Raw genomic sequence first — 17,478 nt, 5'->3', positions numbered from 1 at the left:
TTTCATTTTCAAAGGTTAATTTTCTCTTTTTTCCTTTTGAACTATTCTCTTTACGACTAAATCCTTCAGGTCGCATTGCTTGTTCCCGCATTCTAGTTGTCAATGAACCAACTCGCTTTGGTCCTAATATTTTGGGGCTAATTCCTAATTTGTTTAGTGCTTCTATTGGTGATGCTCCTGTATTGAGTAAACCTGTAAATTCATTCTTAAAATCATCTGTAAATCGTACATTTGCTTCACTGATTTTCTTTACATACTTGCTTTTTCTTAATTCTTCTATTTGTTCTTTACTAAAATAATTTCTTCCCATATTTTCTTTCCTCTTCTAAAGTATACTAAAACCCCGTAAGGTAGTCACTTTTTATCTAGTGTCTTCCTTACGGGGTATAGTTTATTATTAACTAAATCATTCTTTTTATTTTCTATTTTTACTTCTTCAAATTGGAAATTTTTTGTTTCATATTTCTTTGCGTACAAGATAAGAATTATTGGGAATAACGAACAGAAGATAACCGACACAGGTAGGTATAATTGTTCAGATAAGAAAAATGAGCTCACTACAATTAAAAACATTCCAAAACATCTACCCGCTGATAAATATATTTCTTTTGCGATTACTCGACCACATAAGTTTTCATTTTTCTCATAACGTTGAATATTATTCATCATAATAACTTGATATGGATTTGCATACAATGGTGTTGCTAAAGCATTTACAATTCCATAATAAATTGCTCCAAACATATTTGGAAAAATAACAAGTGCTATTGTGCTAGACGAGATAAGCACAGCACCTATCCAATAACATTTATATAAATTTCCAGTATTCATTTTCTTAGACAGGATATAGTAAGCTGCTATTGAAACAACCGCAAACACCGTTAGAAGTGAACTGTATAAACCTCCTGATCCTCCTGTTGCATTATAAACTAATAAGCCTGCTAGAGTTAAAATCAAGGAATCTCTCATCCCATATAAGAAAGTAGAAGTCATACAATAACGCCAACGTTGATCTTTTAATATACATAGATTTTTCAAAACAGAAAATTTTTGTCTTGAGTTATTTGCTTTTATTTTAAATGCAGCTACACTCATCACAACATAAACCACTATAACTATTTTAAAGATATTCATGTACCCATCAACATCTGTTGCTGCCATGTCAATCATGATGGTTGCAAATAATGGTGCAAATAGATTAGCAACATTATTGAATATTCCTAAATTACTTACATATGCTGCACGTGATTTATCGGTTGATACAATTTGATTTAAACTATTTACACTGAGCCAAAAGAATCCTTCTCCCGACCCAACTAAAGCCGCTACAATAAAAACTAAATTTGGATTACTTTCAAATAAATTGTTTGCAGATAAAACATAAACTAAAGATAGGATGGTAATAAATAATCCCATGATTAATGTTTGACTGTAATTTTTTCTTTGTGCCCACTTACCACCTATTGTAAAGAACAATGGAAAGAGTCCTATACGAATCATACAATATATTGTCATGACTACAAGTGACCCTGTATATGCATATAGATATACATTGACAAATACTGCTGACATGGTGTTTCCTAACGTCCATAACCCCGAAATTAAACAAACTAGTTTTTCATTTTTACTCATAAAATTTCACTTTTCTTTTCCCTATTAATTGACAGTATAGCATTACATTATCTTAATGTACATAATATTGTATATTATTTTAAAAATAAAAGATAGAAAGATTTATCCGTCTATCTTTTGAAAAATATCCAATGCTTCTTTTACTGAATTTACAATCGTTGTCGCTTCCTTTTTTACTTCCTCAGTGGCATGATTCATGCAGTAACTATTTTTAAAATTAACAAACATACTCACATCATTTTCTGTATCACCCACTACACCTACGAAGTGCTCAGGAATATTATACATTTCAGCAAGTTCCTTTACTCCATTTCCTTTACTACATCCCTTTAAAGTCATATCAATTAAATCGACATCCGACAATACAATTTCTAATTCATTCCCCAAATACTTTTTCAAAATTTCTTTTACTTTATTTACTTCATTTGGATTAACTAGAGCCATGATTTTAGTAACATGATAGTTTGGTCCTTCTTTATAACGTTCTGCAAATTTTTCTAAGAACTCTCCATTATGATTTGAGTTTTTATCATCAAAGGGATAACAACTAGTTGGTACATAAAAGAAACCTTCATCTGCATTAATCGAAACCGTTAAGTTCAGTTTTTCTTCTTTTGCAATATCTTGAACTTTTTTCACCAACTTATTTGGAATAATATGTTTTCTTTGTCGATCTTGTATTTTGATAACTGCTCCATTGTTTCCAACATAATCAATTTCAAAACCAAGTACTTGTTCAAGTTCTTCTTTATAATCAATTCCTCTTGCAGTGGCAACCGCAAAAATATTTCCACTTCTAACAAATTCTTTAATAGCAGTTTTATTCTCTTCACTAACACCTGCAGAATATTGATCACCAATTTTTAATAGCGTTCCATCTAAATCAGAAACAAGAAGCTTTACTTGCATTCAATAGCCTCTCGTATATGTCCTTTTGCTGCTTCTAATTTTTTACTAGCTTCTTCAAAATTACAATTCAGTAAAATCATTGCGATTGCTGTTTTCACTTTTCCATTTGAATCTATTCTAGCTTTTTGCGCTTCTTCTTTTGTACATCCGGTAGCTTCCATAATTATCTTCTCAGCACGTGCTACTAATTTTTCATTTGTTTGCATTACATCTACCATCAAGTTTTGATAAACTTTACCACAGCGAACCATTGTTCCTGTTGAGATCATGTTGCAAATCATTTTTTGAGATGTTCCAGATTTTAATCTTGTTGATCCTGTTAATACTTCTGGTCCATTATCTGGTTCAATCGCTACTTGCGCTACTTGACCAACTTTTGAGTTTTTATTGCACGCAACCGCAACAGTCTTGCAACCAAGATTATTCGCATATTCTAAAGCACCAATTACATATGGTGTTCTTCCACTTGCAGCCAAACCAATAACGACATCCTTGTTTGTGCAATTAATATTCTTTAAATCCTCTACCCCTAATTCAGGTTTATCTTCAGCACCTTCAACAGCTTTAATGAAAGCTTTTTCCCCACCTGCAATTAAACCAACAACAAGATCTGGAGACACACCAAATGTAGGTGGACACTCAACTGAATCTAACAATCCTAGTCGTCCACTTGTTCCAGCTCCTATATAAATAATTCTTCCTCCATTTTCAATTGCATTAGCGCACCATTCAATAGTTTGTGCAACTTGAGGTAAAACTTCCTTTACCCCTTTCACAACATTTAGATCTTCTTCATTCATGATTGTTACAATTTCCAATGGTGTTTTACAATCCAATTCCATTGTTTTTGGATTACGTGTTTCTGTAGTTAATTTCGTTAAATCTAGCATAAATTTCCTCCATTTTAAATTATTATATCATATCAATATACAAAATTATATACATTGGTGTATATTGATGTATAATGATTACAAATACTTGCGAGGAGATAAAGCTATGAAATATTCTATAAAAACAATAACTATTGACTCACCATTTCCAATTAAACAATCTGGATTTATCCAACAAGTTAATCCAATTAGTCAAGTTCACGACGATTTACATGCACGTATCCTTTCTTTCGAAGATAATGATAAAATTCTTTTTCTATTATCTTGTGATAATCTAGGATTTAGAATTCATGTACAAGATGAAATAGAAAGACAACTTACATTAAGAAAAGAAAAACAATGTCATGTTATTCTTTCATCAACACATACTCATTTTGCACCTGATCCTCATGATGAAAAATACCAAGCTTTTTTCATCGATAAAATAGTTCAAGCATGTATTTCGTTAGAATATACTGAATCAAATTTATTTATGTGTTATCAACATGAAAAATTTGATAAAGTTGGCAGAAGTCGTATATCAAATCATACTGCTAATGTTGTTCTTCAAACATTATCTATTTACGATGGTGATAAGAGAGTTATTACTTGTATTACACACAACTGTCACCCTACAATTTTAAATGGTGATACTCCATTCTTTTCAAGCGAATATCCTGGATACACTCTTCAACATCTTAGTGACATGTACAAAGAAACTTTCTTCACTTTCTTTCAAGGAGCTAGTGGTGATATCAGTTCTCGATTCACTCGTATTTCTCAAGACTATGCAGGAGTTGAATATCTAGGTAATATCCTTGTTAATGAAGTAAACACAATGTTGTTCAATGAAAAGAATTTTAAATCTTTTGATTCAATAGATTTTACTGCGAAGGATTTACCACTTGAACATGACTTTACCCCTATTGATTTATCATTAATTCCAGATGGTTTAACAGATAGAGAGAAAGAAACAATAAACATTGGTATCAAAGTAAGGGAAGAACTATTAAAGAATCCTGAGCAACTAAATAAAGAAGTACGAATTTCTAGAGTTAAGCTTGGTGAAATCAAATTGATTTTCTCCCCTAATGAATTATTCAGTTATTATACTAAAGCTATTAACGAAGATGATTCAATGCTTATCTGTTATTCAAATGGCTATTCACCTTATGTAACTGGTATTAACGAAAACTTTATAACTTACGAAAAATTTACTGATACTCTTACACCTGCTACAAAACACGCACTATTCGATTTAATAAAAGATCTATCAAACAATTAAAAACACTTGATATATATTCAAGTGTTTTTAATTTCTTTCTCCATGTATTTGATATCAGTTTCTTCACTGGTATCTTTTCTTTTTCTTATTTCTTTCAATACATAGCCTTGTTTTTGCCAGAAAGTATAACCTTTCATATTATTCATCAAAACACCCAACGCTATTTTTTTATATGCATTTGAATCAATTACTTTTTCTATCAGTTCATAAAACCTTTTACCATACCCCTGTTTATGGTGCTCTCCGTCAATCATTAGTAATCCGATAAATGATGTTTCTTTATCAGGATAACCAAATATAACATCTGATATCCCAATACATTTATCCTCTTCAAACGCCCCATAAAGAGTTTTATTTTCTTCCATTATGCCCGGTGGCCTACAACTCAACATATCTTCTGCTACTTTTCTTGATACTTCATCGTTGGACATTTTATTATATTCATCATTGGACAGTAGGCAATTATATATATCCTCTACATTTTCCTTTGTTAATTTTCTTATTTCCATAACAATTTCTCCTTAAATATATTATAATATGTTTCACGTGAAACAAAAAGAAGTAGTTTCCTACTTCTTAATGATTTCTTTTCCACCCATGTACATTCTAAGTGCCACCGGAATTTTTACACCACCATCTTCCATTAGATTATTCTCTAAGAAAGCAATCAACGTTCTTGGAGGTGCTACTACCGTATTATTAAGTGTATGCGCGAAATACTTGCCATTCTCACCGTTTACCCTTATACCCAATCGTCTTGCTTGTGCATCACCTAAATTCGAACAGCTTCCTACTTCAAAGTATTTCTTTTGTCTTGGCGACCAAGCTTCAACATCACAACTCTTTACTTTTAAATCAGCTAAATCTCCCGAACAACACTCTAATGTTCTTACTGGAATATCCAATGTTCTGAAGAATTCAACCGTATACTTCCACATTTTATCATACCATTCCATACTTTCTTCTGGTTTGCATACAACAATCATCTCTTGTTTCTCAAATTGATGAACACGATACACACCTCTTTCTTCAAGACCGTGTGCTCCTACTTCTTTTCTAAAACAAGGAGAATAACTTGTTAATGTGTGAGGTAGTGATTTTTCATCTAAAATTGTATCAATAAACTTACCAATCATTGAATGTTCAGATGTACCAATTAAATACAGATCTTCACCTTCTATTTTATACATCATATTTTCCATCTCAGCAAAGCTCATTACACCTGTAACAACATCACTACGAATCATAAATGGAGGAATACAGTATGTAAATCCTTTATCAATCATAAAATCTCTTGCATAGGAAAGAATAGCTGATTGTAAACGTGCAATATCCCCCATTAAGTAATAGAAGCCATTTCCACTTGTTTTTCTAGCACTATCAAGATCCACACCAGATAATGCTTCCATTATCTCAGCATGATATGGTATTTCAAAGTCAGGTACAATAGGTTCTCCAAATTTTTCTATTTCTACATTTTCAGAATCATCTTTTCCTAAAGGTACACTTGGATCGATAATATTTGGAATAGTAAGCATGATTTTTTTAATACTAGCCTCTAATTCTATTTCTCTTTCTTCTAATATTTTAATTTCGTCTCCAATATGAGCGATAGCCTCTTTAACCTCTTGAGCTTTATCTTTAAGTCCTTGTTGCATCAAAGAACCAATTTCTTTTGATTTGGTATTTCTTAACGCACGCAAATCATCAGCTTTAGTCTTTATTTCTCTAAATTCCTTATCCAATTGAATAACTTCATCAACTAATACCAATTTCCCATCTTGAAACTTCTTTTTGATATTTTCTTTTACCAAATCAGCATTTTCTCTAATCAATTTAATATCTAACATATTCTTTCCTCCTCAAAATAAAAAGATATCTTCCATCAAGGGACGATATCTCGTGTTGCCACCCTCGTTGTAATTGTTTCACGTGAAACAATTACCACTCAATGCATTTAACGATGCCCCGTAAAGTTTTACTTTAACTCAAAGGTAGATTTCAATCCCAGATGCAATAGCTTTCACCAACCGCTATTTCTCTACAACCATATTAGAATTTACTTATCCTTCTCAACGATTTGTAATACCATTTAATCACCCTCACTTAGGTTTGTCAAGGCTTGTTTAACAGTGTTATAATATTTAATGAAAGACGGTGAACATATGAAGAAATTAATAGTAATCTTATCCATATTCCTCCTAGTTACAGGTTGTTCAACAAAAACAAATGAACCAAAAGAAATGACTTTTGATGAAAGAATGTTAATGCTAATCCAAGAGTGCATTTCTGATTACAATACAAGTGTGGCAGCAGATTCAATAATTCACACACTTGATACCCCTCCTCTACCAGTAGAAATTGAAACTATTACTCAAATAGAATCTCTTAAAGATCTAAAAACTAGAGAAGATGATCATAGCAATGCAAAATATATAGCTGAACTTGATTTAAATCCATACAAAATGGTATTTCATATTTATGGAGAATGCGACAGTTTTTGGGCATGTGGAGAAGCAAGTTTTGAAGTAGATATAGATACAATTTATCCAGATAACCCAAAACTTGCTAGTACAAAAACTATACTAGATGAATTGCTCGCAAAAGATCGCAAAGCATTTGATTATTTATACGGAATTGGTGTTGAATTAGCAAATCAAGAAAGTGAAAAATATCCTGGTTACTATCAAGTCATTAATACAGCAGAAATTGAAAATCCAACTTCAATTGACCAAATTAAAAATTATGTTGAACAAGTTTTTGATATAAATTTCATTTCACAATTCTATGCTGAAGTATTTGAATCTGAGTCTCCTATTTATATTGAAGATAACGGTGTACTTTATTGTATACAAAATGTTCCAAGTATAACTGATGAACAAGTTTTTAATACTTCATTAATTATTAGTTCAAAAGAAATTGAAAATCAGATTTTAGTTGATATCGTTTCATCTTATGGTGATATTATTGATCCTGAACTAAAACGAATAATTATCACAAAAACAGAAAATGGTTATCGCTTAGGTGGTTTATATTAACTTGATTTAATTTCAAGTTTTATTACAAAAAAATACCCTCTCATTTCGTATTTTCGTGGGTTACTGTCCACAAAAATAATTTCGATGCAAATAAGAGGGTTTTTATTTGCTTTAAAAACGTAAAAAATAGCGATTATTCCTCGCTATTTTCACTATTTTCACTAATATTTTCTACCGCATCCAAATCTGCATTTTCTTCTACTTCTTCTGATTTTTCTACGATAGCAATTGTAGATACTTTACTTGCATCACTTGTTGAAATTAATCGTACACCTTGAGCTCCTCGACCATATGTCGAAACTTGTTCAAGTCGAATTCTAATTACAATTCCATCGTCAGTCATGATCATACAATCTTCATCACCATTTACAGCTTTGAGTGAAACAAGTGCTCCATTCTTTTCTGTAATCTTCAACGTCATGACACCTTTTGCTCCACGCTTAGTCATACGGTAATCTTCAAGAGGAGATTTTTTTCCATATCCTTTTTCTGAAATAACTAAGATATAATTTCCCTCATGATTTGTTGACATACCAATAACTTTTGAACCATCGACATTAAATCCTCTAACACCAGAAGCAGTTCTTCCCATTGCACGAATATCTGTTTCTTTGAATCGGATAGCTTTACCATTGCTTCCTGCAATAATAATTTCATCGTCTCCTGTTGTTGGTTTAACACCAATTAGTTCATCGTCTTCTTTTAATGTAATTGCAATTTTTCCTGATTGTCGAATATTTTCAAACTCATCAACTGATACACGTTTTACAATTCCATTTTGTGTTACGAAGAACAAGAATTTATTTTCATTATCTTGTTTTTTAATTGCGACTAATGCTTTTACTTTTTCTTCTTTATCTAAATTCAATAAATTAACAACTGGAATTCCTTTTGATGTTCTACTTGATGAAGGAACATGATAACCTTTTAAGCGATATACTTTTCCTTTATTTGTAAATGCCATTAGGAAATCATGTGTAGACATTGATAAGAACTGATCAATGATATCATCTTCATTTACTGCCATTCCTTTTACACCTTTACCCCCACGGTTTTGTACGCGGTAAGTATCTGCAGGAATTCGTTTAATGTAACCATTGATTGTCATCGTAATTACAATATCTTCAACTGGAATTAAGTCTTCATCTTCCATATCGATATCACCTTCAATGATTTCAGAACGACGTTTATCACCATATTTTTCTTTGATTTCTGTAAGTTCTGTTTTGATTATATCTACTACACGAGAATGATTCGCAAGGATGTCTTTACAATCCATAATGAATGCCATTAAGTCGTTGTATTCTCCTTCAATCTTTTCTCTTTCCAATCCAGTTAAACGTCTAAATTGCATATCAAGAATTGCTTTAGCTTGAATTTCAGATAAACCAAAATTTTCCATTAATCTTGGCATAGCTTCTGTTGCATCTTTAGAATTTCTAATTGTACTTATTATTTCATCAATATGATCTAATGCAATTTTTAATCCTTCTAAAATATGCGCACGATCTTCTGCTTTCTTTAATTCAAATTTTGTTCTTCTTACAGTTACTTCAATTTGATGTTCAATGTAATATTTTAATATATCGCGAATTCCTAATTGCTTAGGTTCATTGTTTACTAACACTATATTGTTTACACCAAAAGAAGATTGTAACGCTGTCATTCTAAATAGTTGATTTAGAATAACATCTGCTTGCACATCTTTTCTAAGTTCAATTACAACACGAATACCTTCACGATTTGATTCATCACGTAAATCTGTAATTCCATCAATTAATTTTTCTCTTACAAGAGAGGCAATCTTTTCAACAAGATTTGCTTTATTAACCATGTATGGAATTTCAGAAACAACGATTCTTGGTTTACCATTTTGTAGTTCATCAACTTCAGTTTTAGAACGCATAATGATACTACCACGTCCTGTTTCATAAGCTTGTTTAATTCCAGAGCGTCCTAAGATATATGCCCCTGTAGGAAAGTCTGGTCCTGTGATATAGTTTTCCATTAATTCTTGAACTGTAATATCTGGATTTTCCATTAACGCAATTGCTGCATCAATTGATTCCACCAAGTTATGTGGAGCCATGTTTGTTGCCATACCAACCGCGATACCTGTAGTACCATTAACTAATAAATTTGGAAAGCGACTTGGAAGTACTTCTGGTTCTCTTTCCTCACCATCATAGTTATCAACCCAGTTCACTGTTTCTTTTTGAATATCTTTTAATAACTCAGTTGAAATTTTTGACATACGTGCTTCAGTATAACGCATCGCAGCTGCACCATCACCATCGATTGATCCAAAGTTTCCATGACCATCTACAAGTGGATAGCGATAACTAAATTCTTGTGCCATACGAACCATTGTTTCATAAACAGCAGTATCACCATGCGGATGATATTTACCAATAACTTCCCCAACGATACGTGCTGATTTTTTGTGTGGTTTATCCGGTGTCATACCTAAATCATTCATCGCATATAAAATACGACGGTGAACAGGTTTCATTCCGTCACGTACATCTGGAAGTGCACGTGCTACAATTACTGACATGGAATAATCTAGAAAAGAGTTTCTCATTTCATGTGATACATCGGTAGATTTTATTTTGCCATGATTAAACGTATCTGGATTATATTTGTTGTCTTCCATTTAATGATTCCCCCTTCCCTAAATATCTAAGTTCTTAACGAACTGTGCATTTTCTACAATAAAGTTTTTACGTGGTTCTACTTCATCACCCATTAACATACTGAACACTGAATCTGCATCAATTGCATCTTCAATTTCTACTTTAATTAATGTACGTACTTCTGGGTCCATTGTTGTTTCCCAAAGCTGCTCTGGATTCATTTCCCCCAACCCTTTATAACGTTGGATAGATAAACGATCTCCTAATTCTTTTTTAATTACTTCTAATTCATCATCACTATATGCATAACGTACAGCATTCCCCTTTTGTGCTTTATACAAAGGTGGTTGTGCAATATAAATATACCCTTGTTCAATAACTGGTTTTAAATAACGATAGAAGAACGTTAACAATAATGTACGAATATGAGCGCCATCGACATCGGCATCGGTCATAATTACAATCTTATGATAACGAAGCTTACTTGTATCAACTTCATCACTCACACCACATCCAAAAGCTGTAATCATTGAACGTATTTCAGCATTTTCAAATATACGATGTAATCTTGCCTTTTCAACGTTTAGAATTTTACCTCTTAGTGGAAGAATTGCTTGGAATTTACTATCACGTCCTTGCTTAGCACTTCCACCCGCTGAATCTCCTTCGACAATATATATTTCAGAGATACTTGCATCTTTGCTTGAACAGTCTGCTAACTTACCTGGTAAACTAGAAATTTCTAAAGCACCTTTACGTCTTGTTAATTCACGTGCTTTCTTTGCAGCCAATCTTGCTTTAGATGCTACTGTTGCCTTATCTAAAATTATTTTAGCTTCATTCGGATTTTCTAATAAAAAGCGTTGTAAGCTATTTCCAAATATATTTGAAACAATTTTACGAACTTCACTGTTTCCCAATTTTGTTTTTGTTTGTCCCTCATATTGAGGATCTGGATGTTTCACTGAAATGATTGCCGTTAACCCTTCACGAACATCATCTCCTTGTAAGCTATCTTCATCTTTCTTGATGATTCCAGCTTCCTTAGCATAAGTATTAATAACACGATTTAAAGCAAGTTTAAATCCTTCTTCGTGTGTTCCACCTTCATTTGTATTGATGTTGTTACAGAATGTATAAATATTAGGTACATAGCCATCATTGTATTGCATTGCAATCTCAACTTGGATTCCCTCTTCAACACCTTCACAATAAATAATATCTTCATGAATTGCAGTTTTATTTTTATTTAAATAAACGATGTATTCTTTTAATCCACCCTCATAATGAAATACTTCAGTTATTTTAGCTTGATCTTCAATTCTTTCATCTGTGAATATAATTCGAATTCCTTTATTCAAAAAAGCAATTTGTCTTAAACGATCTCTTAACACATTATGATCATAGGCAGTTGTTTCTTGGAATATTGTTGGGTCTGCTTTAAAACGAACAGTTGATCCATGTTTTTCAAGATCGCATGTTCCTACAACTTTAAGAGGTACAGCAGTTTCTCCGCCATTTTCAAATCGAACAAAATGTACTTGTCCTCCATTGTATACACTTACTTCTAACCACTCACTCAACGCATTAACTACAGAAGCTCCAACTCCATGAAGTCCTCCTGATACTTTATATGCACCACCACCGAATTTACCTCCGGCATGTAGAACTGTAAAAATTGTTTCTACTGTTGAAATACCAGTCTTCTCATGAATACCAGTTGGCATACCACGACCATCATCTTTGACAGTAACAACATTATCCTTATCAACAATAACTTCGATTGTTGTTGCATAACCTGCTAAAGCTTCATCAATCCCATTATCTACGATTTCCCAAACAAGGTGATGTAATCCTCTTCCAGAAGTTGATCCAATATACATCCCCGGACGTTTTCTTACAGCTTCTAACCCCTCTAAGACTTGGATATCACTCTCATTATAAGAATGATCTACTTTGTTATCAAATTCAGTCATTGTTACCCTCCTTGGCTTGCATTTGCCCATTTTCCACTACATAAATAAATGGCATACTTTTTAATTCATCAAATCCTTCAACTAACTCTGTGGTTGTAATTATTGTTTGACAATAATTATCCAACAACTTAAACAAGTTAATTCTCTTTTGACTATCTAATTCAGATAGAACATCATCTAGTAGCAAAACAGGAATTTTATTTTCAATTCTTTTTATATATTCAACAAGAGAAAATTTAAGCGCTAAAATCACCATTCTTTTCTGACCCTGTGAACAAAACATTTCAACTTTCTTACCATTCATTATGAAATAAAAATCATCACGATGTATGCCGATTGAAGTCATTTTATATAACAAATCTTTTTCTTTATTTTTGTTATATAATTCTCTTAAATCTTTTTTCATTTGATCAAGACTTGTAATTTCAATACAAGATTCATATACCATCTCAATTAAACTATTTTGTTTTGATAAGAAATTATAAAACTTACTAATTGTTTGATTGCATAATTCAAAGAATTTCTTTCTTTCAATAAGAATCTGAATTTGACATTCAATCATTTGATTTTCCAATACAACCAAATAAGATTCATCAACACGATTCATCTTTAAACATGTATTTCTTTCTTTAAGTAATTTTAGATATTTCGATAAATGAAACATATATTGACTAGAACATTTACCAATTTCAATATCCATAACTCTCCTTCTTTCTTTTGGAGAATCATCAAATATTTCTAAATCACTAGGAGAAAACAAAACCACATTTAACTTTCCAATAAAGTCACTACTTTTTGAAACAGGTTGCGAATTAATTAATAAAGTCTTTCCTTTTTGATAAATTACAGCACCTATCTTTTTTTCTTTTTCATCTAAAATTGTACACTCTAGATTACATAATTCTTTATCGTCCTGAATCATTTGTTGATCATACAATAAACGATGTGAACGAGTAGTTGATAAAAAGACAAGACTTTCTAATATATTCGTTTTTCCTTGTGCGTTTTGGCCTAACAAAACAGTAATTCCTTCTTTAAATTTAAGAGTACAAGAACTAATATTTCTAAAATTTCGAAGTTTTAATTCTTTAATTATCATTTTTCAATAATAAACTTTTTACCATGAATCTTTATGACATCATTTGGATATAATTTTTTTCCTCTACGATTTTCTTCTTGATCATTTACTAAAACTTTTTCGTTAGCTAAAAAGTACTTAACTTCTCCTCCTGAACTAACTAAATCTTCCATTTTCAATAACTGTGATAAAGTAATAAAATCAGTATTAATTTTTGTCATAAATATTCCTCTTTTTTAGGCACAAAAACCCTATTAAATTATACCACAAAAACATCAAAATATGTGCATTTTATCAAGCTTTTTTTACACTTTTTACTAATTTAAAATGAATCAAAAAAGTCTTTACTTTTATTTCATTTATTTCCTAATACTTATTCAAATTTCTTGATTGTTTTTACTTCACTTATTCTTACTTTGTCTAGAATAAATAAGCTAATTGGATTAATTCATTACGTTTTGTTATAATCGTAAGAAAGGAGAGTTATTTATGTTAAGACATGTAGAAAAAAAAGATGAATCTTTGTTTATGGAACTGTGTGATGAATTTTATCATTCTGATGCCGTTTTAGAACCAATTCCAGTATCTTATATACAAGATACATTTAATGAAATTATTCGCTCAAAAGACTATCTAGAATGCTTTATATTAGAATTTAATAATGAACCAGCCGGATATGCTTTACTAAGTAAATCATTTTCACCAGAAGTTGGTGGCCCAAGTATCTGGTTTGAAGAAATTTATGTAAGACCTAATTACCAAGGTAAAGGATTAGGTAAAGAAGTCTTTGCCTATGTAAATGCGAATATAAAAGCAGCCCGCTATCGTCTAGAGGTAGAAGAAGACAACCAACGAGCTATAGCTCTATATGAACGCTTAGGATACAAAGTACTACCTTATATGCAAATGGTAAATGATAGAAAAGAAAACAACGATTAATTATCGTTGTTTTTTATGAATAAGTTCTTACTGGTAATACCAATTGAAGAATTGAATCATCTTCATTGTTCTTAATAACAAATGGTTTCATTTCACCACTAAATTGAATTTTAACTGTTGTAGTAGATAAAGTACGAATAGCTTCAAATACATATCTTCCACTAAAACTTATTTCTATTGGATCGCCAGTATAAGAAATTACATTCAATCTTTCTGTAGATGAACCAACTTCTTGCGATTTACTTGAAATAACAACTTCTTTAGAATCAGCACTCAATTTTACAATTGAAATCCCTTCATTTTTAATAAATGATGCACGATCAATAGCATTAAGAATATCACGACTATCAACAATCATTTCATGTAAAAATTCAGTAGGTACTAATCTTTCAGTTTCAGGATATGAACCATCAATTAAGCGTGTTTGAATTAATGTATTACTAATCCAAAATTGTGCTTTCTTATCAGAAACACAAACATTAACTTTACCATCTTTATCAATTGTCTTCACAATTTCATTTAAACTCTTAGCAGGAATAGTAATATTAAAATTATTATCACCTTCTAATTCAATTTCTTTTCTAGCTAAACGATAGCTATCTGTTGCAACACATTCAAGCTTACCACCTTTGCATCTAAAGTTAACACCAGTTAATACTGGTCTTGTTTCTTTATCACTTGTAGCAAAACTTGTTTGATTAATAACTTTCATTAAAACATCTGCATCCATATCAAATTGTTGACTTGGTTTTGAAAAATCAATTGCAGGATAATCACTGCTTCTCATACCATTAATTTTGTATTCTGCAGAAAGTCCACTAATTTTTGTTAATGATCCATCAACGATTTCAAAATTAATTTCATCAGCATCAATTTTTCTAACGATTTCTAAAATGTATTTAGCTTCAATAACAATCGATCCTGTTTCTTTTACAATTAAGTTTAAATCTTCATCATCATTATTCAAAATCTTTTGAATAGAAATATCTGAATCACTTCCTGTTAAAATAATATGATCATCATTTACTTCAATTTTAATTCCTGATAAAGAAGGTAATGGAGAATTTGCAGAGATTGCTCTTGAAACTACTTGTAATGCATTGTAGAAAATTCTCTTCGATACTTTGAAATTCATAGTGGCCTCCTAGTATATATAAATAGTTTTTAAAGAATTATTACTATTAAGACTGTGGAAAAGTGGAAAACTTCCAAATCGCCTTATTTTATAAGTATATTTTAACACTTTTCTATGTGAAATAAAAGCGTAAAAGTGTGTAAAGTTCAAGACTTAATAATTTTTTCAATTTCATTTAAAGCTTGTAAATAAGCACCACTAGCTTTACTTTGTTTTTCAACTTTCTCACAAGAACTCATTACTGTAGAATGATCTCTACCACCAAATTCTTCACCAATTTTAATGTAAGGTAAATCAAGTAACTTACGACACATGAACATAGCAATCTGTCTAGCGGTTGAAATGTTTTTAGTCCGTGTCTTACTTGTTAGTTGTTGCTTTGTTAATCCATAATATTCAGATACACATTTTATAATTTTTCGAACGGTTATACCCGACTTATCAGAAACAAGCACTTGACCTCTTAAAGCGTTGGTAGCCGTATCAAAACGAATCTTTCCATCATCTTTTTGAAACTCAATCGCATAGAATAGAACTCGATTTAAAGCCCCTTCTAACTGTCTTACGTCACGATTGAAGTTAGATGCTATAAAAGATAAAGCTTCTTCATCTATATTTCTTGATTCAAATGCAGAATTACTCATCTTTAATTTTAGAATTGCTAAAGATGTCTCAAATTCAGGAGAATCAATACCAACAGATAAACCTGAAGAGAATCTACTAATCAAACGATCTTCAAGTCCTTTAATTTCAGTAGGTAAACGATCAGAAACGATACAAATTTGCTTACGATTATTAACTAATTCATTAAATATAGAGAAAAATATCTCATGTGATTTCTCTTTACCAGCAATAAATTGAATATCATCAATCAATAAAACATCAATTGAATACATATACTTCTTAAAGGCATCGATTTTACCTAATTTGATAGAATTAACAACATTATCTACAAATTTATTTGAATCTGTATAATATACTTTTTTACTAGGTTCATTTTTCTTTACATAATTACCAATAGCACAAAGCAAATGACTTTTACCTAATCCAGAATTACCATAAATAAACAAAGGATTAAACAAGTTACCAGGATTATATGCACAAGCTAGTGCTGCAGAGTGACTTTCCCGATTACAATCACCAACAATGAAATTCTCAAAGGTTCTATCTTCTCTTAAAGGGCTACTATCAAATGATTCATCCATTGATTCAATAATATTGACTTCATTTGTATTATCAACAAAGCGTGTTAAATCTTTTTCTAATATAATATCGCATTGCAATTTTGTAGGTGCGTTTAATATATCTTCTAATGTAGTAGAAATTAAATCAATTTCATTCATTAATAAAGTTTTATGAATAAACGAAGCAACAGAAATAAGAGCTTTCTTCTCATTTAAATCAACAAGGTTTGATTCCTTATAAAAATTATCAAATACGAAGTTATCTACACGTCCAGAAGTCCCAATTGATTCAAGAGTTCTCGACCAAATTTCATTCAAATAAAAAGAATTGTTAGTCATAAAAATAGTTGCCCCTTCCTTATAAATTTTCACTAAATAAATATAAGTTGTAGGAACATTATAGCATGTTAAATCTAGGTAAAAAACAGCAAATTGTGGAAAACTTTTTTTATCCACAACAGAAAAATAAATAAAGAGTGATAATTACTAACTATTTTTGAGTTTTCCACAATTTTCCACAACTTTAAAAAGGGGATAAATCGTGGAAAAGTTTACCACATAGATATAGATTGTGGAAAATGTGGGAAAATCGAATGTGCCTTGAAGTTATCTCCATTTATCAACAATCAAAATACGCGATAAATAAAGGGTATTTTAGTGTTTTCAACAGTTTTCCACAATTGTGGAAAACTAATGATTGTGGATTGTGATTTCATTGTTGAAAACTCTAAAATATTGTGGATTTCTCATATGATTCGAAGTTAATTTTTTCAACAATTAAAAAAATCATCGGTTAT

At 31.1% G+C, this 17,478-nt stretch carries 15 protein-coding genes and 1 other annotated feature; of the genes, 3 read left to right on the top strand and 12 right to left on the bottom strand.

Annotated features, from left to right (window positions below; translation table 11 throughout):
• From B5D14_RS03115 to murQ, 4 genes are all read right to left on the bottom strand, one after another.
• Window positions 1-310: HTH domain-containing protein (locus tag B5D14_RS03115; RefSeq protein WP_078711116.1), on the bottom strand; the 310-nt coding region annotated here is incomplete at its 3' end.
• 44 nt (window positions 311-354) lie between these two features.
• Complete coding sequence (locus B5D14_RS03110; RefSeq protein ID WP_143254376.1) at window positions 355-1,632, bottom strand: MFS transporter; 1,278 nt, start codon at window positions 1,630-1,632, stop codon at window positions 355-357.
• A 102-nt stretch (window positions 1,633-1,734) separates the two neighbouring features.
• Window positions 1,735-2,541 (bottom strand): HAD-IIB family hydrolase, encoded by an 807-nt coding sequence (locus B5D14_RS03105; protein ID WP_078711115.1) that lies wholly within the window; start codon window positions 2,539-2,541, stop codon window positions 1,735-1,737.
• Window positions 2,532-3,431: an N-acetylmuramic acid 6-phosphate etherase gene (gene murQ / locus B5D14_RS03100; RefSeq protein ID WP_078711114.1), complete on the bottom strand. Its 900-nt coding sequence runs from the start codon at window positions 3,429-3,431 to the stop codon at window positions 2,532-2,534. The genes B5D14_RS03105 and murQ overlap by 10 nt, the downstream gene beginning before the upstream one ends.
• Window positions 3,432-3,537: 106 nt before the next feature.
• Here murQ and B5D14_RS03095 point away from each other — a divergent pair, with 106 nt between their 5' ends.
• Window positions 3,538-4,695, top strand: a complete 1,158-nt coding sequence (locus B5D14_RS03095; protein ID WP_078711113.1) for a hypothetical protein — start codon at window positions 3,538-3,540, stop codon at window positions 4,693-4,695.
• Window positions 4,696-4,712: 17 nt separating this feature from the next.
• On the opposite strand, the gene B5D14_RS03090 is transcribed toward B5D14_RS03095, so the two are convergent.
• The gene (locus B5D14_RS03090; protein WP_078711112.1) at window positions 4,713-5,204 is read right to left on the bottom strand and encodes a GNAT family N-acetyltransferase; all 492 of its coding nucleotides are present in this window, start codon (window positions 5,202-5,204) and stop codon (window positions 4,713-4,715) included.
• Between the two features lie 60 nt (window positions 5,205-5,264).
• Window positions 5,265-6,545, bottom strand: a complete 1,281-nt coding sequence (gene serS / locus B5D14_RS03085) for a serine--tRNA ligase (RefSeq protein WP_078711111.1) — start codon at window positions 6,543-6,545, stop codon at window positions 5,265-5,267.
• A gap of 35 nt (window positions 6,546-6,580) precedes the next feature.
• Window positions 6,581-6,780: a binding site (T-box leader), on the bottom strand.
• Window positions 6,781-6,860: 80 nt separating this feature from the next.
• Between serS and B5D14_RS03080 the strand changes: the two genes are divergently transcribed.
• Window positions 6,861-7,733 (top strand): hypothetical protein, encoded by an 873-nt coding sequence (locus B5D14_RS03080; RefSeq protein WP_078711110.1) that lies wholly within the window; start codon window positions 6,861-6,863, stop codon window positions 7,731-7,733.
• Window positions 7,734-7,866: 133 nt separating this feature from the next.
• Here B5D14_RS03080 and gyrA read toward each other — a convergent pair whose 3' ends face one another.
• The 4 genes from gyrA to yaaA are packed head-to-tail and all read right to left on the bottom strand — an operon-like array spanning window position 7,867 to window position 13,644.
• Window positions 7,867-10,389, bottom strand: a complete 2,523-nt coding sequence (gene gyrA, locus B5D14_RS03075) for a DNA gyrase subunit A (protein WP_078711109.1) — start codon at window positions 10,387-10,389, stop codon at window positions 7,867-7,869.
• An 18-nt stretch (window positions 10,390-10,407) separates the two neighbouring features.
• Window positions 10,408-12,345 (bottom strand): DNA topoisomerase (ATP-hydrolyzing) subunit B, encoded by a 1,938-nt coding sequence (gyrB, locus tag B5D14_RS03070; RefSeq protein WP_143254375.1) that lies wholly within the window; start codon window positions 12,343-12,345, stop codon window positions 10,408-10,410.
• A complete protein-coding gene (gene recF, locus B5D14_RS03065; RefSeq protein ID WP_078711107.1) occupies window positions 12,338-13,444 on the bottom strand; it encodes a DNA replication/repair protein RecF in 1,107 nt (368 codons plus the stop codon). The genes gyrB and recF overlap by 8 nt, the downstream gene beginning before the upstream one ends.
• Window positions 13,441-13,644, bottom strand: coding sequence for a S4 domain-containing protein YaaA (gene yaaA / locus B5D14_RS03060; RefSeq protein WP_078711106.1), 204 nt, complete (start codon window positions 13,642-13,644; stop codon window positions 13,441-13,443). Before yaaA ends, recF begins: the two co-directional genes overlap by 4 nt.
• A 268-nt stretch (window positions 13,645-13,912) precedes the next feature.
• Here yaaA and B5D14_RS03055 point away from each other — a divergent pair, with 268 nt between their 5' ends.
• Window positions 13,913-14,362 (top strand): GNAT family N-acetyltransferase, encoded by a 450-nt coding sequence (locus B5D14_RS03055; protein ID WP_078711105.1) that lies wholly within the window; start codon window positions 13,913-13,915, stop codon window positions 14,360-14,362.
• Between the two features lie 13 nt (window positions 14,363-14,375).
• On the opposite strand, the gene dnaN is transcribed toward B5D14_RS03055, so the two are convergent.
• Window positions 14,376-15,497, bottom strand: a complete 1,122-nt coding sequence (gene dnaN, locus B5D14_RS03050) for a DNA polymerase III subunit beta (RefSeq protein ID WP_078711104.1) — start codon at window positions 15,495-15,497, stop codon at window positions 14,376-14,378.
• Between the two features lie 146 nt (window positions 15,498-15,643).
• Entirely contained in the window at window positions 15,644-17,020 is a 1,377-nt protein-coding gene (gene dnaA, locus B5D14_RS03045) for a chromosomal replication initiator protein DnaA (RefSeq protein WP_078711103.1), read from the bottom strand.
• Window positions 17,021-17,478 lie beyond the last annotated feature (458 nt).

Origin of the sequence: Anaerorhabdus furcosa, assembly GCF_900167375.1 — a bacterium.
Lineage (GTDB): Bacteria > Bacillota_I > Bacilli_A > Erysipelotrichales > Erysipelotrichaceae > Anaerorhabdus > Anaerorhabdus furcosa.
This window is presented reverse-complemented; position numbering and strand designations above follow the sequence as displayed.